This window comes from Rhizobium sp. F40D2, from assembly GCF_051810745.2.
Taxonomy (GTDB): domain Bacteria; phylum Pseudomonadota; class Alphaproteobacteria; order Rhizobiales; family Rhizobiaceae; genus Rhizobium.
The window spans coordinates 452,114-476,481 of the sequence record NZ_CM131436.1 but is presented as its reverse complement, the minus strand read 5'-3'; the positions used below and the strand labels follow the sequence as shown (position 1 = coordinate 476,481).

General features: G+C 62.6%; 24 protein-coding genes and 1 pseudogene. 12 read left to right on the top strand and 13 right to left on the bottom strand.

The features are described from left to right. The first annotated feature begins 186 nt into the window (after positions 1–186). Positions 187–831 carry a hypothetical protein gene (locus ACS4RS_RS02410; protein WP_439011766.1) on the top strand — a complete coding sequence of 215 codons (645 nt, stop codon included), beginning with the start codon at positions 187–189 and terminating at the stop codon, positions 829–831. 335 nt (positions 832–1,166) lie between these two features. On the opposite strand, the gene ACS4RS_RS02405 is transcribed toward ACS4RS_RS02410, so the two are convergent. The 6 genes from ACS4RS_RS02405 to ACS4RS_RS02380 all read right to left on the bottom strand — a co-directional run bounded on the left by ACS4RS_RS02405 (position 1,167) and on the right by ACS4RS_RS02380 (position 6,495). Then, positions 1,167–1,856, bottom strand: a complete 690-nt coding sequence (locus ACS4RS_RS02405; RefSeq protein WP_439008878.1) for an HAD-IA family hydrolase — start codon at positions 1,854–1,856, stop codon at positions 1,167–1,169. Between the two features lie 143 nt (positions 1,857–1,999). Then, on the bottom strand, positions 2,000–3,814 hold the full coding sequence (locus ACS4RS_RS02400) for a methyl-accepting chemotaxis protein (RefSeq protein WP_439008879.1): 1,815 nt from the start codon (positions 3,812–3,814) through the stop codon (positions 2,000–2,002). Between the two features lie 219 nt (positions 3,815–4,033). Then, positions 4,034–4,477, bottom strand: a complete 444-nt coding sequence (locus ACS4RS_RS02395; RefSeq protein ID WP_439008880.1) for a hypothetical protein — start codon at positions 4,475–4,477, stop codon at positions 4,034–4,036. 9 nt (positions 4,478–4,486) lie between these two features. After that, a complete protein-coding gene (locus tag ACS4RS_RS02390) occupies positions 4,487–4,834 on the bottom strand; it encodes a hypothetical protein (protein ID WP_449313857.1) in 348 nt (115 codons plus the stop codon). A 52-nt stretch (positions 4,835–4,886) separates the two neighbouring features. Then, complete coding sequence (locus tag ACS4RS_RS02385) at positions 4,887–5,459, bottom strand: hypothetical protein (protein WP_439008882.1); 573 nt, start codon at positions 5,457–5,459, stop codon at positions 4,887–4,889. 91 nt (positions 5,460–5,550) lie between these two features. After that, positions 5,551–6,495 carry a MarR family transcriptional regulator gene (locus tag ACS4RS_RS02380; protein WP_449313856.1) on the bottom strand — a complete coding sequence of 315 codons (945 nt, stop codon included), beginning with the start codon at positions 6,493–6,495 and terminating at the stop codon, positions 5,551–5,553. Between the two features lie 107 nt (positions 6,496–6,602). On the opposite strand from ACS4RS_RS02380, the gene ACS4RS_RS02375 reads away from it, so the two are divergent. Further along, a complete protein-coding gene (locus tag ACS4RS_RS02375) occupies positions 6,603–10,220 on the top strand; it encodes an autotransporter domain-containing protein (RefSeq protein WP_439008884.1) in 3,618 nt (1,205 codons plus the stop codon). A 7-nt stretch (positions 10,221–10,227) separates the two neighbouring features. Here ACS4RS_RS02375 and ACS4RS_RS02370 read toward each other — a convergent pair. After that, positions 10,228–10,470: pseudogene (locus ACS4RS_RS02370) on the bottom strand (transcriptional regulator); the annotation flags it as partial. 86 nt (positions 10,471–10,556) lie between these two features. On the opposite strand from ACS4RS_RS02370, the gene ACS4RS_RS02365 reads away from it, so the two are divergent. Next, positions 10,557–10,772, top strand: a complete 216-nt coding sequence (locus ACS4RS_RS02365; protein WP_439008885.1) for a hypothetical protein — start codon at positions 10,557–10,559, stop codon at positions 10,770–10,772. 377 nt (positions 10,773–11,149) lie between these two features. Continuing rightward, positions 11,150–11,578 carry a hypothetical protein gene (locus ACS4RS_RS02360; protein WP_439008886.1) on the top strand — a complete coding sequence of 143 codons (429 nt, stop codon included), beginning with the start codon at positions 11,150–11,152 and terminating at the stop codon, positions 11,576–11,578. Positions 11,579–11,627: 49 nt separating this feature from the next. Here ACS4RS_RS02360 and ACS4RS_RS02355 read toward each other — a convergent pair whose 3' ends face one another. Then, positions 11,628–12,314, bottom strand: coding sequence for a metalloregulator ArsR/SmtB family transcription factor (locus ACS4RS_RS02355; protein ID WP_439008887.1), 687 nt, complete (start codon positions 12,312–12,314; stop codon positions 11,628–11,630). A 70-nt stretch (positions 12,315–12,384) separates the two neighbouring features. On the opposite strand from ACS4RS_RS02355, the gene ACS4RS_RS02350 reads away from it, so the two are divergent. From ACS4RS_RS02350 to ACS4RS_RS02340, 3 genes are all read left to right on the top strand, one after another. Further along, entirely contained in the window at positions 12,385–12,714 is a 330-nt protein-coding gene (locus ACS4RS_RS02350) for an NIPSNAP family protein (protein WP_439008888.1), read from the top strand. After that, positions 12,711–13,061 carry an antibiotic biosynthesis monooxygenase gene (locus tag ACS4RS_RS02345; protein WP_439008889.1) on the top strand — a complete coding sequence of 117 codons (351 nt, stop codon included), beginning with the start codon at positions 12,711–12,713 and terminating at the stop codon, positions 13,059–13,061. The genes ACS4RS_RS02350 and ACS4RS_RS02345 overlap by 4 nt, the downstream gene beginning before the upstream one ends. 124 nt (positions 13,062–13,185) lie before the next feature. Then, positions 13,186–14,328 (top strand): site-specific DNA-methyltransferase, encoded by a 1,143-nt coding sequence (locus ACS4RS_RS02340; protein WP_439008890.1) that lies wholly within the window; start codon positions 13,186–13,188, stop codon positions 14,326–14,328. 110 nt (positions 14,329–14,438) lie between these two features. Here the strand turns inward: ACS4RS_RS02340 and ACS4RS_RS02335 are convergent, their stop codons facing one another. The 3 genes from ACS4RS_RS02335 to mutY are packed head-to-tail and all read right to left on the bottom strand — an operon-like array spanning position 14,439 to position 16,523. Then, positions 14,439–14,804, bottom strand: coding sequence for a nuclear transport factor 2 family protein (locus tag ACS4RS_RS02335; protein WP_439008891.1), 366 nt, complete (start codon positions 14,802–14,804; stop codon positions 14,439–14,441). A gap of 4 nt (positions 14,805–14,808) precedes the next feature. Further along, on the bottom strand, positions 14,809–15,423 hold the full coding sequence (locus ACS4RS_RS02330) for an HAD-IA family hydrolase (protein WP_439008892.1): 615 nt from the start codon (positions 15,421–15,423) through the stop codon (positions 14,809–14,811). Positions 15,424–15,425: 2 nt separating this feature from the next. Next, the gene (gene mutY, locus ACS4RS_RS02325; RefSeq protein WP_439008893.1) at positions 15,426–16,523 is read right to left on the bottom strand and encodes an A/G-specific adenine glycosylase; all 1,098 of its coding nucleotides are present in this window, start codon (positions 16,521–16,523) and stop codon (positions 15,426–15,428) included. Between the two features lie 108 nt (positions 16,524–16,631). Between mutY and ACS4RS_RS02320 the strand changes: the two genes are divergently transcribed. Beyond that, the gene (locus tag ACS4RS_RS02320) at positions 16,632–17,129 is read left to right on the top strand and encodes a DUF721 domain-containing protein (RefSeq protein WP_449313855.1); all 498 of its coding nucleotides are present in this window, start codon (positions 16,632–16,634) and stop codon (positions 17,127–17,129) included. A gap of 39 nt (positions 17,130–17,168) precedes the next feature. Here ACS4RS_RS02320 and ACS4RS_RS02315 read toward each other — a convergent pair whose 3' ends face one another. Next, entirely contained in the window at positions 17,169–17,531 is a 363-nt protein-coding gene (locus ACS4RS_RS02315) for a hypothetical protein (protein ID WP_439008895.1), read from the bottom strand. Between the two features lie 248 nt (positions 17,532–17,779). Here ACS4RS_RS02315 and ACS4RS_RS02310 point away from each other — a divergent pair, with 248 nt between their 5' ends. The 4 genes from ACS4RS_RS02310 (at position 17,780) to ACS4RS_RS02295 (ending at position 22,839) form a co-directional block, all read left to right on the top strand. Further along, entirely contained in the window at positions 17,780–18,055 is a 276-nt protein-coding gene (locus ACS4RS_RS02310; protein ID WP_439008896.1) for a type II toxin-antitoxin system ParD family antitoxin, read from the top strand. Continuing rightward, positions 18,045–18,347: a type II toxin-antitoxin system RelE/ParE family toxin gene (locus ACS4RS_RS02305; protein ID WP_116405096.1), complete on the top strand. Its 303-nt coding sequence runs from the start codon at positions 18,045–18,047 to the stop codon at positions 18,345–18,347. Before ACS4RS_RS02310 ends, ACS4RS_RS02305 begins: the two co-directional genes overlap by 11 nt. Positions 18,348–18,501: 154 nt before the next feature. Further along, a complete protein-coding gene (locus ACS4RS_RS02300) occupies positions 18,502–19,272 on the top strand; it encodes a thioredoxin domain-containing protein (RefSeq protein ID WP_439008897.1) in 771 nt (256 codons plus the stop codon). Between the two features lie 105 nt (positions 19,273–19,377). Continuing rightward, on the top strand, positions 19,378–22,839 hold the full coding sequence (locus ACS4RS_RS02295; RefSeq protein WP_439008898.1) for an AAA family ATPase: 3,462 nt from the start codon (positions 19,378–19,380) through the stop codon (positions 22,837–22,839). Between the two features lie 90 nt (positions 22,840–22,929). Here the strand turns inward: ACS4RS_RS02295 and ACS4RS_RS02290 are convergent, their stop codons facing one another. After that, entirely contained in the window at positions 22,930–23,913 is a 984-nt protein-coding gene (locus ACS4RS_RS02290) for a phosphotransferase (protein ID WP_439008899.1), read from the bottom strand. Positions 23,914–24,368: the final 455 nt, after the last annotated feature.

Genomic DNA, 24,368 nt, shown 5'->3' with positions numbered 1-24,368 from the left:
TGTGGCCATACCATCGCCGTTATCTTGTTGAAGTTGCCCGCATCCGGGGGCGAAAAGTGCATCAAAACGGCGCGTACCCAATCGATTTTTGTTTTCGCCGCTGATATAGACCATCGCAAACCGTCATGAAAGGCCCCGCGCAAAAGACAAGGGGCCTCCAAGAAACGCTTGTGCAAAGGGTGGAACATAGTGCTCGGCAAGGTCTCGCGTCTCATCGTCTCCGCTTCCATTCTTGCCCTGCTCGCCGGCTGCGATACGCTCGGCATCGGCGGCGACAGCAAGTCGGCGGCGCCGGCGCAGCCGAACGGCACCGCCCAGATCATGCCGCTGGCGCCGGCCAATCCAACCTCGAACGATCCTTCGATCGGCACGGCGAAGACTGCGCAGGGCGCCGTCGCCCCCGTCGTCCAGGGCGCCTGCCCGCAGATCTTCATGCGCGATCAGGATGCGATCTTCCGCACCTATGCCAAGGGCAAGAAGGACGATCCGCAGCAGATCGTCTTCCAGGCTTCCTTCGGCGACTACACCCGCCAGTGCACGCTGAACGATACGAACCTGACGATGACGGTGGTTGCCCAGTTGCGCCTCATCACCGGCCCGGCCGGCGCCCCCGGCCCGGTGACCCTGCCGATCCGCGTCACCATCCTCGACGGCGAGACCGTGCTCTATTCCGAGGTCACCAAATTCCCGACCGAGATCCCGGCCGGCGCGCCGGGCACACAGGTCATCTTCCGCAAGGACGGCATCAAAATGCCGGTCGGCGCCGGCGCCCTGGTGCGCGTCAACGTCGGCTTCGACACCCAGCCGGCAAAGACCAAGAAGAACAGCTAAAGCTGAGGGACAGCGCGAAAGCGACTTGCGCCCCCGGACGTCTCGCCTCCTGCCGCATAGGTCTCGCCACTCTCCGTCCTACTCGGGCTTGACGCGAGTATCCATGCTGCACGCCCTCCGCTTGAATTCTGTTCGGTCGCCTTGTCAGTTCAACAGTAACGAAGTGCTTGCGGCCATGGGTCCTCGGGTCAAGCCCGAGGACGACGGAGGGTGGGGGGAGCGTGTGCGGCAAATAGCCAAGTGTGCAGCGGATTGGAATTGCCGCCTGTTATTTGCCCGATTCCTCGCAAAAGGGCGGGCGCGATGGCCCTGCGAGCGGCTCAGCGCCTAAGAACCTAGAGAACGCCTTCCCAGGCCGCAAGCGCGGCGACGACACCCGGCAGGTCGTTCATGCGGGAGATCGCCGTTTCGGCGCCGGCATCGGTCAGCTTGTCGGCATGGGCTGGATAGCTGTGCGAGGCGCCGGTGAAGCCGATGACGCGCATGCCGGCGGCGCGCGCCGCATGCACGCCGTGTACCGAATCCTCGACGACGACCACCTTGTCGGGCGAGACACCCATCTGGCTTGCGCCGTGCAGGAAGATGTCGGGCTTCGGCTTGGCCCGGTCGGGGCCGAGATCCTTGGCGGAATAGATATTGGGGGCAAACAGCGGCTTCAGCCCCACCTTGACCAGCATCATGTCGAGCCGCTTGCTGCTCGAATTCGAGCAGATGCAGCTCTTCATCGCCAGCCTGGAGACGGCGATTTCGACGCCTGGAATGGCCTTGACGTCGGCGGCCAGCCTGGCGTCGAGCAGTTGCTCCGACTTCTCAAGCAGCGAGGCCGAAAACGGAATGCTCGCTTCGCGCTCGATCTGCAGCAGGATGTTGCGCCATGTCATGCCGGCGAAACGTTCGCCCATTTCCTCGACGCCGATCGGATATCCGGCCTCCGTCAGAAGCGCGGATTCGACTTCCGCGGCGATGATTTCGGAATCGACGAGAACGCCGTCGCAATCGAAGATAATGAGATCGAAGCCGTTCATATATTCACGCCTTGCTGGAAATCTGGGTCTTGTCCGGGGATGCAGCGGCTTTACACGATGCCCGCCTAAAGCTCAACCGGATCTCAAGCATGGCTGCGATGCGGCAAGCGACCGGCTCCATGGTCGCTGCCTGATCGCTCCCGTCAAGCCGCCCGTCGTGCGGATTGCGTCGAAGCCGTCGCACGCAGCTTGAAGCGGGAAACGAGTTCGCGCAGCTTGGCGGCTTCCTGAGCCAGATGACCGGATGCGGCGGTCGATTGCTCGACCATTGCCGCATTCTGCTGGGTCACCTGATCCATGGAATTGACGGCGGTATTGACTTCGGCAAGACCGGTCGACTGCTCTCGTGCCGAGACGGCGATGGCATCCATGTGCTGGTTGATGCGGGCGATCTGCTCGCTGATCGCGCTCAGAACCTGGCTGGTGTCGAGAACCAGCTTGACGCCGCTTTCCACTTCCACCGACGATTTCTGGATGTGGCCCTTGATTTCCTTTGCCGCCTGTGCCGAGCGCTGGGCGAGTTCGCGCACTTCCTGGGCCACCACCGCGAAGCCCTTGCCGGCCTCTCCGGCGCGTGCAGCTTCGACGCCGGCGTTCAGGGCCAGCAGGTTGGTCTGGAAGGCGATTTCGTCGATCACGCCGATGATGCTGGAGATCTGCTGCGACGAGGCCTCGATGCGGCGCATGGCCTCTTCGGCATGCGACACGACCTCCGCCGATTTGGCGGCATTGCGATTGGCGTCCGTCGCCTCGGTGCGCGCCTCGTCGGTGCGCTTGCTGGAGTTCGAGACATTGGCGGTGATCTGATCGAGTGCTGCGGCGGTTTGTTCGAGCGAGGCCGCCTGCTGTTCGGTGCGCTTCGACAGATCGCCGGCCCCGGAGGCGATTTCCCTTGTGCCTTCATCGATCGCGGCAATGGCCGTGGCGATGGCGCCGAGTGTCTGATCGAGCTGGCGGATCGACATGTTGAAATCATGCCGGAGGCTCTCGAAATCGGGCGCAAAGGGCTCTTCGATCTGGAAGGCGAGATCGCCGGAGGCAAGTCGCTTCAGGCCTGCGGCAAGACCGGATGTCGCTGCCCGCAGCCGTTCGGCCGCATCCTCGTCCGCCTGCTTGCGGGAGGTGACCCGCTCGGTTTCGCCCTGCAAGCGAGCGGTTTCGGCGTCCTGCTCGAGCTGCTTGTTGGCGATTGCCGCCCGGCGGAAGATTTCGACAGCCGATGCCATCGTGCCGATTTCGTCGGTGCGGCCGATCCCGGTGCAGGCAATGGCCGTGTCGCCGCCGGCGAGCCTTTGCATATCGTTGGAAAGCGAAAGGATCGGCTTGGTGACGGTTTTGCGGGTCAGGAAATAGAGGCCGAAGGCGAACAAGGCGGCCGAAGCCAGAAGGGCTTTGAGGGTGATATCGACCGATGCTTTGATGTCGGCGCTACGCTTGGAAATATCATCCGATAGGGCGGTGATCTGATCCCCGGCCTGTTCCATGGCCGTTTCCAACGTCGAGAACTGCCCCATGAATTCCGGCAGCGCCTTCAACGCCGCCGCCGAATCCTTGCTCGCAAGATCGACCATCTTCGTGGCGCTGTCGACATAGACCAGAAGGGGACGTTCGATGCCGGCGAGGACCGCTTTCGTTTTTGCGTCGGAGACAAGCGCCTTGTTGGCGTCGATCATCTCGCGGAACGATGCCTCGTGCTCCGCCAGATCCGCCTTCACCGCGGCGGCGTCTATGGCTGCCGCCGGGTTGGATGCCAACAGGGATGCGAGCACATCGGCGCGCAGCGCGTCATGCATCATATCGGCCTGCATGTGGTTGCGCAGAATTTGCGCCGACTGGGCGACATCGGCGCTGTTGGCCGAGAGGGTGGAGGCAGACCAGATGCCGACCCCCGTGGCGCCACCCGCCAAGGCGAAAATCGCGATGCTTGCAATGATGATCTTATGCTGGATCGACGCCATGTCGGGTTCTCACGTTAATGTAGAACCTGAGATTATCGGAACATGCTTAATGATTTCTCAGCGAGACCTCGCTAAGTCGCGTAAAAACAACAGGTTGTAGTGGTTGCCTCGTTCGATGAGCAGTTGAATGCGCTTGAGGAAGGCGGGCTTTAATCGCTGGAGGCCATTGCGCCAAGGCCAAGGGCTCGCCCTTGATTGTGTGAGGCGAGCCCATCTAACCTACTGTTCCGGCAGGATGATCTTCTGATTGGTGGTATTCTTGACCGGTTTCTCGCCGGGAACATGCGACATGGTGCGGGTCGTGCTTTCCAGCGAGCTGCCGTCGGTGCTGGTCTTCGTGCGGGACTTGCTGAACGTTCCCTTGTCGACGGCCTGGGCCTTGGTTTGTGCCTTGAGCTTGTCACCATGATCGTTGACATGGGTCTTGCTTTGCGCCTTGCCATCGATGGTGGCTGCACTTCCGCCCGATCCGATCGAGGAGGTCGTGCCGCCGTCGGTCCGGCAGGTGCCTGCGGTGCCGACCGAGCTCGCCGAGGTGCCGCCGGCCGAAGCGCTACCGCCAGTGCCGACCGTTCCGGCCGCATTGCAATCCTCCGCAAGAATGGCCGAGCCCGACGCGAGAAGCGCGATCGAGGCGGCTGCGATAAGGTTGAGATATTTCATTGTCCTCTCCTATTTCGTCGGTTTCGTCATTGAGCAGGTACCGTCGGAACGTTTGGTGATGACGGTGCCGTCGGGCCTTGTGATGCTTGCCGTCGAAAAGCTGTCGACGCTTCCGGATCCGGCCGACGAGCCGGCAGAGGCGGATGACGAAGAGGAGGAGCCGGCTGAGCCGCCGCCTGTCGTGGTCGACGACGACACGTGCCCGTTGCCGGCCGTCACGGTGGTGGACATATCTCCGGCTTGTGACTGGACGATCGTGCATGTCGTTCCGTCGTCGAGCTTGATCTCCTCGGACATCGTCTGCCCGGCGGTGAGGACCAGGCAAGCGCTCAGCGCAATTGTGGAAAGTTGGGTCATTGTCCTATCTCCAAGGGTTTGGCCGACGCCGCAAAGGCGCCGGCCCATAGCGTCAGCAGCCCTTGGTGCCGGCGGCATCCTTCTTGACCTGGCCGGGTGCGCAGCCCTTCTTGCCCTTGTTGTCGTGCAAGGTTCCGGCCGCACTGGCGCCGGTGCCGACGGTGCTGCCCGTCTTGTCGCCGTCCGCAGACGAGGCGCCGGTGCCGACACTCGAGGCCGAGTTCGCATCGCCCGAGCCCGCGGCAGAACCGCCGGTGCCGACCGAGCTGCTCGAGGTGCCGCCGCCAGCCGATGAACCGCCGGTGCCGAGCGTCGAAGCAGAACCCGAGCCGGAGCCTGAACCCGCGGCAGAGCCGCCGGTGCCGACAGTGCTGCTCGAGGTGCCGTCACCGGCCGACGAGCCGCCGGTGCCGATCGTCGAGGATGAGCCGGAATTGCAATTGGTTGCGCCGGCAGGGCAGGTGCCCCCGGCAGAGCTGCCACCAGTACCAACCGTGCTGCTCGCAGTTCCGCCGCCAGCCGACGAACCGCCGGTGCCGACCGTGCTTGATGACTGCGCGAAGCCGGAAACGGCCGTGCCGGCCAGAAATGCCGCTGCCAGGGCGAGATTTGTTAGTTTCATCATGATGTATTCTCCGTTTGTTTGTGACTGACTGCCGCAGCGGGCAGCTGATTTCCAAACGAAGGTTCTGCCCGGCTGTTCCGGATCTAGGTATTCAGTCGGATAAGACGTCGGACTTTTGGTCGATGTCGCTGGCGTCCGCGGCAGCCCCGGCCGATTTGCCGGCGATCGCCAAGACAAGGCGGCGATAATGCGCCATCTGCCCGGCTACCCAGGTCTCAACCTGAAGGAGCGTATCGTCGGGCATCAGCGCCAGTTCGCCGCCCGGAGAGATGCAATACCAGCCTTTCTCGGCCGCCTCGTCGAGGATATTGCTGATGTGCTGGCGAGAGACGTCGAAGCGCTGGGCAAGAGCCCGATAAGTCAGGCTTCCGGCGATTGCCTTGCCTTGACGCTGGCGCAGGGCTTCGGCCATGACCGCGCAAAACACAAGGTGGCCGGCGTCTCTTTCGCTGTGGCGGACGATTAGGGGAAAGGGGCCGAACAGGTCATCCTGCACCACGTAGCGCTCGGCCGAAAGCGCCAACCAATTCGCCAGCAGGATCTCGTCCGTCGCCAGATCATCCGGGCGGATCGGCAGGAGAGGTGCGAATAATTCCGATGAGCTCAGAATGGCGAGCGGTGATTGGGCAATCTCCCGCATCAATTCCAGGCTGGGCTTCAGGACTTGTGTTCGCCGATCCGTCTCGAGCGATTTTGCCGTGACGAGACCACGGTCGCGCAGCCCGCTGATGAAAGCGGCAATCTGGCGCGGGCTGCCGGGTGCCGATCGTTGAAGAAGCGCAAGCGAAGGCGCCGGGCCACGCGACTGAAGCCACTGAACATGAAGGCAGATCAGAATGAAGGAGACGAGGTAGCGCTGCTTCTGGGCAAAGAGTTTGTTCGCCGGCAGCAGTTTTGGCACGCGCGCAGTCATCGCGTCGCAATAGGCGAGAAGCGCGCTGCCATAGGAAGGATGCCGTATCAAGCCGGCCGCTTCGACCCACAGACTGTCCGAAGCGAAATCTTTCACCCCGGGATAAAGGCGCGTTTCGCTCATGTTTTCTATCGCCGGCTCAGGTGATCGATGCAAAGTTTGGACTCCCCGGAGCGCGGGCAGCGTTTTATACAGCCTCCGCGATCAATTTTTTAGTAAAGCTGATTCTGATGAAAGCACAGTGCCGTTTTTCCATTCATTTCGCCGTTGCCGGTTCAGCCTTTATCACCCTTTTTCTCTCGGCCGTTACCGCTCGCGGCGACTCCTCTCTCAGTTCCTATGTCGAGATCAGCAACGGCGGCGAGTTGGGAACCGATCAGGTCGACATGTCGACGGGTGGATGGATCAGATCCGTGGGGGCCGGAACCGTCAACCTGGCGCCGGAAATGGATATTATGGACGGCGCCGTTGTGCGTTTCTCCGCCGTCTCCGGCAGCGATCTGAATCTCAGACTTTATCGGGCCGGCACGGGCGCGGAACTTCATTTCGGCGGCGCCGGCGACACCGGCACAGTCACGCTTGCGGATAACTTCTTCTCGGGTGGAAGCCAGGACGTTTATGTCGATTCCGGCACGCTGCTGGTCCCGGGCGACGGTCAAGGGGCACTGCTCCGCGCCACCACAACAACCGTCGCGTCGGGCGCCACCATCGACTTCGGAGCGCACAGCGATTGGATAGCCTCCCTTGCCGGCAGCGGCACGATTCACCTCAGCGATACGGATCTCGAGATCCGAGACTTCTCCTTCGATGGAACGATCGACGGCGCAAACCGTGTGACCTTCAGTCGGAGCGGAAGCTGGCAAGGCAGGTTCGTGGGTGTCGGCGAAGTTGCGCTCTCGGCCAATCGGTCCATGAGCATTCTGGATGCCGCCACCGCCGCAAATCTCTCGACGCTCGATTCGCTTCGATTATCGTCAGGCTCGGTCTTCGATCTGAGAACGTACGACGCCTCGCTCAACAACCTGTACGGCGCCGGCCTGATCGGCACGACGGAAACGCTGGCAATCGGATCCGGAAATTATTCCGGCGGCATCATCGCCGCCCGCGGCTTGACGATTTCCGGGGATTTCCTGTGGTCGGGCGTCTCGCAAGGGGCCGTGTCGATCGACGTCCTGTCCGGCGCGACACTGACCGCCGATGGCGGCAAAGTCTTCGGAGGCTCGGCCGACATCAGCCTCGATGGGGCGCTAAGAATCAATGCGAGCGAAGCCGTGGATGCGTTGACGGGTAGCGGCACCGTCGAGGTCGCCAGCAACGCCGTTCTGTCGGTCGGGGCCGGTGACAGTTCCACCACCTTCGACGGCGAAATATCGGGCGCTGGCGGTCTGACCAAAGCCGGCACCGGCACCCTCACGCTCAGCCGCCGCCAGTCCTATACCGGTGCAACGACCATCTCGGCAGGCACATTGCAATTGATGTCGGCGAACGCGCTTTCCGCATCGTCCGGCCTTTTCATGGATAACGGCACCCAATTGGATATGGGCGGATTCAACCAGACTATTGCGAGCCTTTCCGGCGGCGGTGACATTCTGCTCGGTAGCGCAAGCCTTTCGATAGGCGGTTCCGGCGCGAGCGGATCGTTCAGCGGCGTCATATCCGGGAGCGGGTCGATCACCAAATCGGGCGCCGGAACTTTAGGGCTTTTGGTACCTAACAGTTTTTCCGGCGCGATGAATGTGCTGGGAGGAACCCTCTTTGTGTCCTCATCCGCATCTCTCGGCGATGGAAGCGCCACCAATACGTTGACCCTCGATGGCGCGACGCTGCAGACATTCGGCACCGTTGCGTCTCCGGCCTCCCGGGCTGTGGTCATCGGCGGCGCCGGCGGCACCGTGAATACGAGCGGCAATGCGGTAACCTTTGCCGGAAACGTATCAGGCACTGGAGGGCTGACAAAGACCGGCGCGGGCACGCTGACCCTTTCGGGCAACAATACGCGGTCGGGGAATACGGACATCGAGCAGGGGCGGCTATCCCTCCAGAACGGCAACGCATTGGCCGACGGCGCCCGCGTGACCATTGCCGATCTCGCCGGCACCGGGCTCGACGTCGCCACCTCCGAAACCATCGGGTCGCTCGCCGGCGGCGGCTCGTCGGGTGGGGATGTCACACTTTCCAATGCGGCGACGCTCAACGTCGGCGGCGATGACAGTTCCACCACTTTCGCCGGGTCGATCACCGGAGACGGCAGCCTCGTCAAGACCGGCGCCGGCCTGTTTCGTCTGACCGGCAATAGCAGCTATAGCGGCGACACCGATGTGCTTGACGGCACGCTTTCGGTCAATGGCAGCCTGACGAGTGCGGTCAATATTGCTTCAGGCGCAAGACTTCAGGGAACCGGAAGCGTTGGCACCACCTCGCTCGCCGCAAACAGCGTCCTTGCCCCCGGCAATTCGATCGGAACCCTGGCGGTGACCGGAGATCTGAACCTCGATCCAAGCAGTCTTTTCGAGGTTGAAATCGGCAGCACCGGGCTCAGCGACAGGGTCGATGTCACCGGCACGGCCTTCCTGAACGGCGCGAAGGTCCAGACAATCCTGTGGGATCCGGCCGTCAGCTACGTCAACGGCCAGTCGTACACGATCGTCTCGGCCGGCGCCGTCTCCGGCAGGTTCGGCGATCTGGAGATCGATTCCGCCTTCCTGAAGTCTTTCCTCAGCTATTCCGCTACCGACGTAACCTTGACCTTGCGTACCGTGCTGAGCCCCGGCTCTCTGTTTCCGAGCGCCGCCCTCACGTATAATCAGCAACAGTCGGCTTATGGCCTCGACTTTCTCGACCAGACGAGCGGCTCCAGCAGTCTCGCGCTCTACAATGCGATCCTTTACAGCGACAGGGCGGAAGCAAGGGATGCATTCGACCAGCTCTCCGGCGAAATCCACGCCTCGCTGCAAAATGGCCTTTTCAGCGAGGCCGATGACGTGCGCAATGTGGTTTATGACCGCTTGGACGAGGCTTTCGAGACTGGCGGCAAGGTATGGACGAGCGCCTATGGAAATATCTCCTGGCTGAAGGGTGACGGAAACGCTTCCAGCGCCAGGACTGCGCGCGGCGGCGTTCTTTACGGGGTGGACTGGCTGATCGACGATCGTGCGGCCGGCGTTTTCGCAGGCATCGGACAATCCTCTTTCGAGATCCCCGATCTCGGCTCCACCGCCAATATCGACAGTGTGCATATGGGCGTCTATGCCGCGCAAAGATTCGGCGGCCTGCAGGTCAAATTCGGGGCGTCGCACAGCTGGCACGACATCGAAACGCGTCGCGACATCGCCTTTGACGGTTTTTCCGACAGCCAGACGGCAAGCTACCACGGCAGCACCGCCCAGTTCTTTTCCGAGACCTCATTCGACTTCGGCCTGTCCCATGATCTTGTCCTTACCCCATTCGGCAGACTGGATTATGCAATCGGCCAGCGCGACAGCTTCCACGAAGATGGCGGCGCTTCTTCCCTTTCCGGAGAAAGCGCGCGCGAAGACCAGTTTGCAACGACGGTCGGACTGCGTGCGGAACGGCAGGCTTCGGTCGCCGGCAAGAACTTCGTAACCGGTTTTGATGTCGCCTGGAGACGGATAGCCGATCAGGACACGCCGCTCTCCGCGCTGACATTCGAAAATGGCGGGAGCTTCCTGGTGAAAGGGCTGCGCAATGCCGAAAACAGCGTCGTTGCCGGTGGATCGGTGGCATTGCAGTTGAGCGAGGCCGCGGCCGCATCCGTATCGTACCGGGGAGAATTCGGCGATGGCCAGAGCCGCCATAGCGCCAACGCCCGATTGGACGTCAGATTCTAACGGAGAGCTACGCCTCTGACGGAAACAGCTTGAGGAACTGCCGGTCGCCTTCGGGGGAGAAGAAGATCGAGAGGCTTTCGGCGGTGCGCCTGGCCCAGCCCCTGTCGAGGAAGCTCGCCAGCCGCGCCTTGCCGAGGCTGCCGGCAAGATGGGCGCGTCTTTCGCTTCAGTCGAGGCAGGAGCGGCAGAGCGGGCGGCGCGACGATCGGAGGTCGCCGACATCGATGCCGATGAGATCGCTTTCGCCCTTAACCAGTATCCCGGGCTGGCGCGACGCCATCCTCATTTGCCGGCTCAGGGGCTTGGGCGTACCATGCGGTCTAGAGGAGAGGAACCATGAGGCTTTCAGCTCTTGTTCGATCGGCGGCAGCCGTAGCGCTGCTCTTTGCCTTCACACCCACCGACGTCACCGCCAAGGGCGGCAAGCACCACAGAAGCTGTGCAGAGCTGCAGGCGATGATGGATAATGCACTGACCGGTGGAAAACATGCCAGTGATGGCTCCGAGAGGCGGGCCAAGGTCGAAAAGAAGATGAGGAAGAAGGGCTGCTAGAGCATGATGCCGAAAAGTGTGATCGGTTTTCGGACAACATCATGCTCTAACTCTTTAATTTAGAACAGGATTCAGATTTTAGGCCGACCGGGCCTAAAATCATCCTGTTCTAGGCGGCAAGCCGACGAATGCCGACTGCCGGCCGACCGCTATGTCGAGATCGGAGACCGCTCGACCGGGACGTGCGCGTCAGGCTGCTGCCTCAAGCGAGGCGGGTGCGAAATCGATGAAATCCGCGTGATCACGAGCTCGTCGCAGCCCCGGGACTACCTTTGGCATTCTCATGCGCTAGATGGCGCTCGGGGAAGAGGACGCCACCGCCGCCATGGGGAAGAGGAGAGGCGGCACGCCGAAGAACCGACCAAAAGGAAGCCTGCATGACGATCGAGGACATTATCGAAACCCTGGAAAAAACGGATATGCCCGACGGCCGGATCGACGCCTTCATCACCTGTGCCTTTTTGCTGAAGCAGCTCCGGCCGGCCGAGCCGAACGATTTCGACGGTCCCCATGATTACATGCCGAGCAGCATCAAGTCGCAGCACGGCTTCCTGATGGCGCGGCCGTTCACTCACGACGTCAATCACGCCATCGATCTTTGCCGGGAGATCCGGCCGGATGCGGTCTGGCACCTTGCCCGCGGCCAGGCGTCTGACGATTGGCTTTACGGCGCGCAATTGCGCGAGATCGAGGAAAGCGAAAACGTGCTGGGTGAAGCCGAAAGCAATCACGCCGCACTGGCGCTCACACTCGCGGCGCTGCGGGCGCATGTGCGCCAGCAGGATGGCAAGGCCGGTGGTCTATAGGCAGCCCAGGGGGAAAGGCGCTGGAAGGTTGTGCAGAGCCGCAGCGAAGCTATGCATCGATCGGAAAGAGCCTCAGAAACTGCCGGTCGCCTTCCGGGGTGAAGAGGACCGAGCGGCTTTCCGGCGTGCGCCGCGCCCAGCCCTTGTCGAGGAAGCTTGACAGCAAGGCTTTGCCGAGGCTGCCGGCAAGATGCGCGCGCCTTTCGCTCCAGTCGAGGCAGGAGCGGCAGAGCGGGCGGCGCGACGATCGGAGGTGGCCGACATCGATGCCGATGCATTTGAGATCGCCTTCGCCCTTTTCCGTCAGAGCCAGCTCGTCTCCGACTGCGTCGATCGAGCCTGAGGCGATCAGGCTGTCGAGCATGCGCACGCCGTAATCGCCGGCGAGATGATCGTAACAAATGCGCGCCTTGCGCAGCGCCGGCTCTTTCGGCCCAGGCTGGTGGCGCAGATGCCCGCGTCCGGCGGCAAACCCCATCATGCTTTCGATCAGCCGGGCAACGGCCTCATCGGCCAATGTGAAATAACGGTGGCGCCCCTGCTTGCGCTGGGCAAGCAGCCCGCCGGCTTCGAGCTTGGCAAGATGCGTGCTCGCCGTCTGCACGGTGATGCCGCCGACGCCGGCAAGCTCGGTCGCCGTCAGCGCCCGGCCGCCGGTGAGTGCGGCTAGCATGTTGGCGCGGGCGGGATCGCCGATGAGCGCGCCGATCTGCGCAATGTCCGGACCTTCCTTCATACTTCGATCGTAACCGAAGCATCGCCGTCAGGCAATGTGCGAAAAGGATGGAGAGCAAAAGGAGAAACCGATGATTACCTGCTTCATCCGCTACGAGATCGACCCTTTTAAGAAAGAGGCGTTTGCCGAATATGCCCGCAACTGGGGCCAGACAATACCCAGGAATGGCGCCGACCTGATCGGTTATTTCGGCCCGCATGAGGGATCGGCGACGACGGCCTACGGCGTCTACAACATCGAAAGCCTCGCCGCCTACGAAGCCTATCGCGCCAGGCTGGCCGCCGACCCGCTCGGCCGTGAGAATTACGAATTTTCCAGACGCGAGCGTTTCATCCTCAAAGAGGATCGCATCTTTCTGAAAAACGTCTCCGCCCCTCACGCCAAGCTGGTGCTGCCATGATCGCCGTCATCTTCGAAGTCGTGCCCTATATGGGCGAGCGCCATAAATATCTCGATCTCGCCGGCGAGCTGCGCGGCGAACTCGAAAAGATCGACGGCTTCATCTCGATCGAGCGTTTCGAAAGCCTGACCAACCGAGGCAAGCTGCTGTCGCTCTCCTTCTTCCGCGACGAGGAGGCCGTCAAAAAATGGCGCAACCTCGAAGCCCACCGGGCCGCCCAGCAAGCCGGCCGCGGCGGCATCTTCGCCGACTATCGCCTGCGGATCGCCAGTGTCGTACGCGATTACGGCATGTTCGAACGCGACGAGGCGCCGGCCGATAGCCGCAGCGTTCACGACGCGGCGTGAGGAGGGCCAGCGGCGATATCATCCGCAATAAATTCTCGAAATCGGCCGCCGCTTCAGGCTTTGGTAACTAAGTTGGGTAACCATAACGGAGAGTTAAGCGTCAAGTGTACGAGTGAGTATCAGAATGGCATCAGTTTTTCCGCTTGCCGACCTCAAGGCTTCCGTCAAGTCGGATTCCCGGCCGGGGTCTTGGGTCGACACGATCATCAAGGGTGACTGCGTCAGTGCCCTTGAAGCTTTGCCCAACCACTCCGTCGATATCATCTTTGCCGACCCGCCATACAATCTGCAGCTCGGCGGAACGCTGCACCGTCCCGACCAGTCGCTGGTCGATGCGGTCGATGACGAATGGGATCAGTTCGCTTCCTTCGAGGCCTATGACGCCTTCACCCGCGCCTGGCTGCTCGCCTGCCGGCGGGTGTTGAAGCCGACCGGCTCGATCTGGGTGATCGGCTCCTATCACAATATCTTCCGCGTCGGCGCCACGCTGCAGGATCTGAACTTCTGGATCCTCAACGATATCATCTGGCGCAAGACCAATCCGATGCCGAATTTCAAGGGCCGCCGTTTCCAGAACGCCCATGAGACGATGATCTGGGCGAGCCCCAACGCCAAGGCCAAGGGCTATACCTTCAATTACGATGCGATGAAGGCCGCCAATGACGACGTGCAGATGCGCTCCGACTGGCTGTTCCCGATCTGCAACGGCAATGAGCGGCTGAAGGGCGAGGACGGCAAGAAGGTGCATCCGACCCAGAAGCCGGAAGCGCTGCTTGCCCGCGTCATCATGGCCTCGACCAAACCAGGCGACATCGTCCTCGATCCCTTCTTCGGCTCGGGAACGACGGGCGCCGTCGCCAAGCGTCTCGGCCGCCACTTCGTCGGCATCGAGCGCGAGCAGGATTATATCGATGCGGCTTCGGCCCGCATCGCCGCCGTCGAGCCGCTGGGGAAGGCGGAACTGACCGTGATGACGGGCAAGAAGGCTGAGGTTCGCGTTGCCTTCAACGTGCTTGTCGAAAGCGGCCTGATCAAACCCGGCCAGGTGCTGACCGATGCCAAACGCCGTTATAGCGCCATCGTGCGCGCCGACGGCACGGTGGCTTCAGGCGGCGACGCCGGCTCCATTCATCGTCTCGGCGCCAAGGTGCAGGGTCTCGATGCTTGCAACGGATGGACCTTCTGGCACTTCGAAGACGGGCAGTCCCTGCGCCCGATCGACGATCTCAGGTCCGTCATCCGCAGTGATCTGGCAAAAGTGGAGTGAGCACCACTTTCGGCGGATCGAAATACCTTCTTCCGGTTTCCTCCAGTTGCGGAAGAAGGCCAAGGCGCCCGGGGCTTGAACCCCGGGCGTCTTCTATTTAAGGCGCTGGCTCAGAAATCCTTGTAATCGGTGACGTCGACCCGGGTGATGCGGCCTTCTTCGTTGAAGGTGATCGTCTCCTCGCCCTCGCGGATCAGCACCTTGCCCGTCTTGCTGTGGGTGGCGCGAAGCGACCAGACCGCCCGGCCGGACAGCGGCGTCAGTGTCTCCACCAGCGAATTTTCCGCCGTTTGATCGGGATAATCGTCGAAATATTTCCGGAAGGCGGCCATGATCTCGGTCCGCCCGGCAAGGCTGCCGACGCCGTTCGAGATATAGGCGGCATCCTCGGCGAAATAGGCCTCGATAACGGGGAAGTCGAGGGCGTTGATGGCGGCGTGGAAGCGGTCGATTTCCTCTGCGGGATGGAAAGCCATGGCTTCAGACCTTCAGGCCGTAAGCGGCAAGATCGCTGCGCAGCTTGTCGGCGCCTGAGAACAGCACCGCATTCCAGCCGAATTCCTTGGCGCCTTCGACATTAACAGGCGCATCGTCGATGAAGATCGTCGCCTTGGGGTCGAGGCCGAAGCTTTTCGTGTGGGTCTCGTAGATCGCCGGATCCGGCTTGATCAGGCCGACATCGCCGGAAACGGTGACACCGCGCGGTTTGGTGAGGAAGGGAAAGCGCGCCTGCGCCTCGCGGAAGGTGTCGGAGGCGAAGTTGGTCAGCATCGTCACATCGCGCCCTTCGGCAATCAGCCCTTCCATAATTGCGACGCTGTCCTCATAGGCGTTCGGCACCATCTCGTGCCAATATTTGCGGAAGGCGCGGATGTGCTCTTCGCGGGCCGGGTGTTCGGCAATCAGCAGCGCTTCGGCCTCTGCCCAGGTACGGCCGCGGTCCTGCTCGATGTTCCAGTCATGGGTGCAGATATTGGCAAAGAACCAGTTGCGCTCCGTCTCGTCGGGAATGAGGCGGGAGAAGGGAAGATGCGGATCGTAATGAATAAGGACTTTGCCGATATCGAAAACGATATGTTTTATCTCAGTCGTCATGGTCATCCCTTGGATGTTTTGAACGCGAGAGGAATAGCCGCTGCGATCGCTTTTTTCATGATGGTCGGCAGGGCCTGCGCTTCAAGATTTGTAACCGGCTCCCACCATCCGTCATTCGGACGGTCATCCACCTTGCCGGCGACCGCCGTGCGCCAGATCGACAGCCGGAGCTCGAAATGGGTGAAGACATGGATGACGGTGCCGCACGCCTGCCATGCCGCCTCGAAGGGCGCGGCTGCCGCCGAGGTCTCGCCGTCGAGCCGCGCCGTCCAGGAAGTGGTCGGCACCTCGGTCATGCCGCCGAGCAGGCCGCTTTCGGCGCGCCGCCTGAGCAGGATCTCGCCGTCTGCGGTGACCGCGACGAAGGCCGCGCCCTGCCGCACCGGCTTCTCCTTCTTCGCTGCCTTGACCGGAAAAAGCTCGGGATCGGAAAGTTTCAGCGCCGCGCAGGCGCCGCGGAACGGACAGAGCGAACAGGCCGGCCGCTTCGGCGTGCAGATCGTCGCCCCGAGATCCATCATCGCCTGGGCGAAATCGCCGGGCCGTGTCGCGGGTGTCAGCCGCGCCACCTTTTCCTTCATCAGCGGCTTTCCGAAGGGAAGCGGCGTTTCGATCGCATAAAGCCTGGAGATCACCCGCTCGACATTGCCGTCCATGACAGCCGCCTGCCGGTTGAAGGCGATGGCGGCGACCGCCGCCGCCGTATAATCGCCAATGCCGGGCAGCGATTTGAGCCCCTCTTCGGTATCGGGAAAGACGCCGCCATGCTCCTTCGCCACCGCCTCGGCGCATTTCTTCAGGTTGCGGGCCCGCGCGTAATAGCCGAGCCCGGCCCAGGCCGCCATCACGGCATCGTTTTCGGCCGCGGCAAGATCGGTCACCTCGGGCCAGCGCTGCAGAAACTTGGCGAAATAGGGTTTGACCGCCTGCACCGTCGTCTGCTGCAGCATCACCTCCGAAAGCCAGACGCGATAGGGGTCGGGTTTGACGCCGCCGGCCGCCATGCCGGGCGAGATGCGCCAGGGCAGATCGCGATGATGGCGGTCGTACCAGTCGAGCAGGGGCTTTGCGGTGGGCGTATCGAGTGTCGTGATCGTCATGATTTGCCGGGATCGGGGGAAGTGCCTATACTTGGCGAAGCAATGCCGCGCGATCAAGCCGGAGATGCGAAATGCCTGTGCGATTGGCACAGGCGTCCAAGGGTTTCGATGAGTTATCCACGCAAAGGTGCAAAGCAGATTTCCGAGCTGGCGAACGGGCTGATCGATCCCGTCCTGGCGCGCCGCGCCGGCATCAACACGGCGTTGCTCGGCTCATGGAGCGAAATCGCCGGCGAGGATTTCGCCGATTGCACCCGGCCGGAAAAGATTGCCTGGGCTCGCGGCGGCGGCGATGACGGCGGCTTCCGCCCCGGCGTGCTGACCATCGCCTGCGAAGGCGCGCGCGCCCTTTTCCTCACCCATGCCCAGGGCGAACTCATCCAGCGCATCAACAGCTTCTTCGGCTTCGCCGCCGTCCACCAGATCCGCATCGTCCAAAAGCCGGTCTCCCAAGCCATCCGCCGCTCCCGCACCCCGCCGCCGCTGAAAGGCGAAGCCGCCCGCAAGCTCGAAGGCATGATGGAAGGCATCGAGGGCGACAAACTGCGCCAGGCGATCCAGCGCTTAGGGACCGCGGTGATGGGCAAGCCGGCGAGGGGGCGCTGAGGGGCAAACGCGGCCGAGGCAAAACCGTCTTCCGGACGTTTAGTTTTTTGATCCTGCTTCAACACGCTCGCGGGTGACAGGGAATTCGACTCTGCCCGAGATCGACGTATAGGGCTCGCATTGCGTGATCGCATCAGCGACCAATGGGGCCGCGGTTTTTTCCCATTCAGATGGCGGTGTGCGGAAATTGATGGGTAAAAAATCAGCAGAGCCATCCTTGATGACTGCGACAACCATGAAGTCATAGGCGCTTGGAGTGTCCGCAGGCAGCTTCAAACATTTAAGCATTTGATTGAAAATAATATTCCCGCTGTCTTCGGCGGCGCGCGCGCTGGTAACGCTTATGGCCAATGCGACAGTCATGAGCAGTTTATAGAGAAAAGTCTTGGTTAAGGAATGCATTCAAATTATCCCGCTGAAATAGCCGTCCGAAAATCAACACTCGATCTGCTGTATACCGTTAACGCCAGTTATTAGACATTGAAAATCATCCCCCGCTTTTGACTGCGCACCGCAGCCTGCACCAGGCAATCCAGTTTCGGCAGACGGCATGGGGAAACGGGGACGATGGGCCCGCTCGAGATCTCAAACGGCACTTGAACTGCCCCACAGCTGTATTACACTGTAATTATCTGACTGGAGAAAACAGGATGCGCAGCAGCAAACCCATTACGGTCACGCTCGGCAGCCAGCAGAAAAGCCTGGACGCGCGGCTGCAATCGGGTGCCTATAGCTCAGCAAGCGAGGTTATCCGCGCTGCTTTGCGCGCGCTCGATCGGGAAGAAGATGCGATCGACGAAATCATGCGTCAGAAAATTCGCGAGGCGATCGACGATCCGGGTTCGGATATTGATTCCGATACGGTTTTTGAGCGGCTCGAACGTCTGCATGCAGAACGGATGAAGGCTGGGCGCGGTGGCGTTTAAAGTCGCGTTTCGTCCCAGGGCGGAGAAGGATCTGTTTGATATTTATGAATTCATTGCTGCCGACAATCTTCCGGCGGCGATCGAATTCATCCGTCGGCTGAGACAATTTTGTCACCAGCTGGAGGACATGCCGGAAAGGGGATCGCCGCGCGAGGATTTTGCTCCGGGCGTTCGCATTTTGGTTTTCGAGCGGCGTGTGACCATTGCTTACCGGATCGCCAAGGACCGGGTACAAGTGCTGAGGCTGTTCTACGCCGGACGGAATACGCCTTCGGCCTTCCACCGAAACTGAGAATCGCCCATTTCGGACACGACGTCCCCTCTCGGTCCCATCAAGGTCACAATTCTTTGAAGGAAGTTGGTGAACCGTGGCTTGTGAGCGGCCGCCAGCCGTTATATCGCACAGTCATGCCGTCAATCTCATTGCTTATGGGGAACCCATGCAGATGTCCGAAATGCAACTGACGAAACGCCGCCTCCTGGGCGGGATCGCCATCGCCGCAGCTGCCGCAGCGCTTGCCGCCTGCAACGACAGCAAGGACGCTGCCGATGCATCGTCTTCCGGCAAGACCATGGCCGACGGCACCAATGTCGATACCATGCAGACGGCGGCGACATCGCCGACCGAAATGCCGCAGTCCGACGGCGATGTCGACATGGCCGAGGTGCTGAAGCCCGGCGCGCTGCCGGAGATGGCGCTTGGCAAGGCCGATGCCCCGGTCAAGATCGTCGAATATATGTCGATGACCTGCCCGCATTGCGCCCATTTCCACAACACGACTTTCGATGCCATCAAGCAGAAATATGTCGACGCCGGCAAGGTGCAGTTCATCATCCGCGAATTCCCCTTCGATCCGCGCGCCGCCGCCGCCTTCATGCTCGCCCGTTGCAGCGCTTCCAATCCGGAGCAGCTGAGCACGCCGGAACAGTATTTCCCGATGGTTTCCATGCTGTTCAAGCAGCAGCAGGTCTGGGCCGCCGCCGATGACGGCCGCGCCGCACTGCTGCAGATGTCGAAGCTTGCCGGATTTACTGAGGATAGCTTCACGAAATGCTTGACGAACCAGAAGCTTCTGGATGAAGTGAACGCCACGCGGGAAAGAGGTTCCAAGGATTTCGGCGTCAACGCCACGCCGACGTTCCTCATCAATGGCAAGCGCTACTCTGGAGACATGCCGGTTGAAACCTTGTCGGCGCTCATCGACAGCCTCATCTGAACCGGATCGTTTCCAAACGACGGGCGACGGCGAAAGCCGTGCGCCCGTTTTTTTGTCGCTGCTTAATTGCAAGAAGCACTCCGCCCGCCGCTTCGGAGCTTCTGCATGAAGTTCAACAAGCTGCGCCTGGTCGGCTTCAAATCCTTCGTCGAGCCGACGGAATTCATCATCGAGCGGGGGCTGACCGGCGTCGTCGGCCCGAACGGCTGCGGCAAGTCGAACCTTGTCGAGGCGCTGCGCTGGGTGATGGGCGAGAATTCCTACAAGAACATGCGCGCCTCGGGCATGGACGACGTGATCTTTTCGGGCTCCGGAAACCGCCCGGCGCGCAACACCGCCGAAGTGGCGCTTTATCTCGACAATGCGACGCGCACTGCACCCGCCGCCTTCAACGACAGCGACGAGATCCAGGTCACCCGCCGCATCGAGCGTGAGCAGGGCTCGCTCTATCGCATCAACGGCAAGGAAAGCCGCGCCAAGGACGTGCAGCTGCTGTTTGCCGATGCCTCCACCGGCGCCCGTTCGCCGTCGATGGTCGGCCAGGGCCGCATCGGCGAACTGATCCAGGCAAAGCCGCAGGCCCGCCGCCAGCTTCTGGAAGAGGCGGCCGGCATTTCGGGCCTGCATTCCCGCCGCCACGAAGCCGAGCTTCGGCTGCGCGCTGCCGAAGGCAATCTCGAGCGTCTCGATGACGTCACCTCGCAGCTCGAAAGCCAGATCGAAAGCCTGAAGCGCCAGGCCCGCCAGGCCAACCGCTTCAAGACGCTGTCTGCCGATATCCGCGCCCGCGAGGCGATGCTGCTGCATATCCGCTGGGTGCAGGCCAAGGAGGCCGAGGCCGAGGCCGACAGCGCACTGAACCAGGCGACATCAATCGTCGCCGAAAAGGCTCAAGCCCAGATGGAGGCGGCCAAGCAGCAGGGCATCGCCAGCCTGAAGCTGCCGGAATTGCGCGAGGGCGAGGCCCGGGCCGCCGCCGCGCTGCAGCGCCTGCAGATCGCCCGAAGCCAGCTAGAGGAGGATGCCGGCCGCATCCTGCGCCGCCGCGACGAGCTGACCCGCCGTCTTGCCCAGCTTGGCGAGGATATTCGCCGCGAGGAGCGGCTGGTCGCCGACAATGCCGTCATCCTGGCAAGGCTGGACGCCGAAGAAGCCGAGATTGCGGAAGTGCTGGCCGATTCCGGCCGTTATGCCGAGGAAACCCGCGAAGCCTTTGAGGAAGCGGCCGCAAAACTTGCCGACAGCGAGCGCATCTTCACCCAGCTGACCGCCGAGCGCGCCGAAGCGGCTGCCGGCCGCAACCAGCTGGAACGCGCCATCCGCGATCTCGCCGATCGCCGCATGCGCCTCGAGCGCCAGATGGACGAGGCCAACCACGAACTCGCAGCCATCGGCGACAAGATCGCCGGCCTGCCGGACCCGGATGAAAAACGCGCGATCGTCGAGGCCGGAGAAATCGCCCTTGCCGACGCCGAAGCCGCAGTCCAGGTGGTGGAGCAGGCGCTGGCCGCTGCCCGCCAGACCGAGGCGCTGTCACGCGCCCCGGTCGACCAGGCCCGCGCGAGCCTCAATGCGCTGGAAACCGAGGCGCGCACCATTTCCCGCATGCTCGCCGCCGGTGCCGCGGCCGGGAAATTTTCCCCCGTTGCCGAAGAGCTGAAGGTCGATCGCGGCTTCGAAACTGCGCTCGGTGCCGCACTCGGCGACGATCTGGAATCGCCGCTTGCTGCCGAGGCGCCGGCCCATTGGTCGGAGAATGGCGATGGTTCCGGCGATCCCACCCTTCCCGAAGGCGTCACGCCGCTGCTCGGCCATATCAGCGCGCCGGCCGCGCTCACCCGCCGCCTGCGCCAGATCGGCCTGGTCGCCGATGGGGATGCGGAGCGCCTCATGGCGGCGCTGCAGCCCGGCCAGCGGCTGGTGACGAAAGAGGGCGCCGTCTATCGCTGGGACGGCCATATCAGCGGCGCCGATGCGCCGAGCGCTGCCGCCCTTCGCCTTGCCCAGAAAAACCGCCTGGCCGAACTCGAAGGCGAAGCAGCCCTTGCCCGCGACGTGCTTGCCGAAGCTGAGGAGCGGCAGGCGGCCGCCGCCGAGGCGATCCGCGGCGAGGAGCGCGGGCTTGCCGAGGCCCGCGACATGAGCCGGCTTTCGGCCCGTCATCTCGCCGAGGCCCGTGAAGCCCTTGTCGCGGCCGAGCGTGCCTCCGGCGATCTGATCCGCCGCCGCGATGTCGTCAGCGAGGCGGTCAGCCAACTGGGCGCGCAGCTGGAGGAAATCGGCGTCCAGGAAGAGAATGCCCGCATCGAGCTGGAGGATGCGCCCGATCTCACCGCGATCGACGAGCGGCTGCGCTTCCAGCAGGCGGAGGTGGCGACCGATCGCGGGGCGCTTGCCGAAAGCCGCGCCCGCCACGAAAGCCTGGCCCGAGAAAACGAGGCCCGCCAACGCCGCATCATGGCGATCGGCCAGGAGCGCGAGACCTGGCGGCAGCGGGCGCTAAGCGGCGAGGACCACGTCGCGACACTGCGCGAGCGCGAGGAAGAGGCGCGCGAAGAGGCGGCCGAACTCGAAATGGCTCCGGATGAATTCGACGACAAGCGCCGCGCTCTGCTTAGCGAATTGCAGAAGGCCGAGGAGGCGCGCCGCAGCGCCGGCGATCTCCTGGCCGAGGCCGAACGCATCCAGCGCGAGGCCGATCATCAGGCGGCGACCGCACTTTCCGAGCTTGCCGAATGCCGCGAACGCCGCGGCCGCGCCGAGGAGCGCCTGGTTTCGGCCCGCGAGAAGCGCCAGGAAAGCGAAAGCCGCATCCGCGAAGTGCTGAACGTCGCGCCGCACGAGGCGCTGCAGCTGACCGGGCGCCCGGCCATGCAGGCGCTTCCCGATCCGCGCGAGGTCGAGCGCGAACTCGAGCGCCTGCGGATCGAGCGCGAGCGGCTTGGCGCAGTCAATCTGCGCGCCGACGAGGAGCAGAAGGAGCTGAGCGAGAAGCTCGAAGCGCTGATCAGGGAACGCGACGACGTCATCGATGCGATCCGCAAGCTGCGCGGCGCCATCCAGAGCCTCAACCGCGAGGGCCGCGAACGGCTGATCGCCGCCTTCGACATCGTCAACGCCCAGTTCCAGCGGCTGTTCACCCATCTTTTCGGCGGCGGCACCGCCGAGCTGCAGCTGATCGAATCCGACGATCCGCTGGAAGCCGGCCTCGAAATCCTGGCCCGGCCGCCCGGCAAGAAGCCGCAGACGATGACGCTACTTTCAGGCGGCGAGCAGGCGCTGACGGCGATGGCACTGATCTTCGCCGTCTTCCTTACCAATCCGGCGCCGATCTGCGTGCTCGACGAAGTCGACGCACCGCTCGACGACCACAATGTCGAGCGCTACTGCAATCTGATGGACGAAATGGCAGCCTCGACCGAAACCCGCTTCGTCATCATCACCCACAATCCGATCACCATGGCCCGCATGAACCGCCTCTTCGGCGTCACCATGGCCGAACAGGGCGTCTCCACCCTCGTCTCCGTCGACCTGCAGACCGCCGAACGCTTGCGCGAGATCGCCTGAGGCTCCCCAATAAGGGCGCCACGTGTCTTTTCAGGCAACTTGCCGAAATCATCCATTCCGCCCGTCGCCGATCAGCGCGGTGAGGGGACGTCAAAACAGGCGGTCGACAAATTGATCGGTCTCCCAGGTCTTCAGAAAATTCGCTTCTCGCGCAATCCAGCCGACGGCTTCGCTTCCCCATTCTTGCGTCCGGCTGGCATATTCGCCCATCAGCCAGAAGTGGCGGACGATGACGAAGCGGAGGGCGGCTTCGAAGTCTTGGGGCGCGATCGGCCGGACGGCGCGATATCCGGCGATGAAGGCCTCCCACATGCCGGTCAGATTGCGGCCGAAGGAAATTTTCGCCCAGAGGAAAACCGACAGGTCGTAGGCGAGGTATCCCGGGCCGCTGTCGTCAAAATCGAAAAACACCGCTTCACCGGCGTCATTGATGCGCGCATTGAAGCCGTGGCAGTCTCCGTGACAATAGGTCCAGGTCAGCGTGTCGAACGCCTCGATCGCCTTTCCCGTCCGCGTGGCGATCTCTTCAAGATCGCGAAGATCATTAGCGTCTTCGACGACGCCGCTCTCGCATATGCGCGTCAGCGGGCGATGCAGCAGGTGTTCGAGGTCAAGATGATACAGCCCGCCGTCAGAGGAAAATGTCTCGGCGGCATTGTGCATCAGGGCAAGCGTCCTGCCGTTGGCGCTGGCATCGCCGGCGTCCGTCGCGTTTATTCCGCGGCCATCGATCGCCCGGAAGAGCACGCCCTCGCGGAGGCCCTCCGGCGCATGCCCCTGCAGGAAGAGGGCACCGTCGCGTGTCGGGATGGGGGCAGCCACCGGAACGCCCGCTTGCCAAAGATGCGTGAGAAAGGCCGTCTCGGTTTTGACGTCGGCCCGACCACGCGCGCGATGGTGGGACAGCCGAAAGACATAACGCTCGCCGTCGCTGCCAACGACGAGATAGACGTCGTTCAGGCCGCGATGAAGCATGCGGCAATGAACCGGACCGGCGAGCGCATAGTGTTTATCGATGAACTGTCCGATCGCCCCGATCTGCGCGGTCGAATAGAGCGGGTCAAAATCGAGCATGGGATGGTCCCGTAGAAGCGCTGGCAGGCTCTGCAGGATAGGGAGTGTCTGCGGCGAATGCAACGCCTGCTTGTGGCAAACAGGGCCAGATTCACTACACCCTCCGTCCCCCTCGAGCTTGCCCGAGGACCCGTCTTGGCACCATCAGCAGCAGTGGCGTGGATTCCAGGCTCAAGGCCTGGAATGACGGAGGTTGAGGGCACGGGCGGGCAAGAGGCGCGGACACGGCAGGAGGCAGCGGACGGACAGGAAGCGTCACCGCATTCGCATCCGGCGATCGCTGTTTTGCTGCGGCGGTCACCCCACCCTGCGTCCTCCTCGGGCTTGACCCGAGGATCCATGCGGCATCCACGAATGCCGGGCCGTGGATTCGGGGACGAAACCGGCAGGAGACGGGGCTTGGCGGGAGGCGTTTGGTCATATTGCGTAACAGCCCGCCATACGGCGTGATTTCG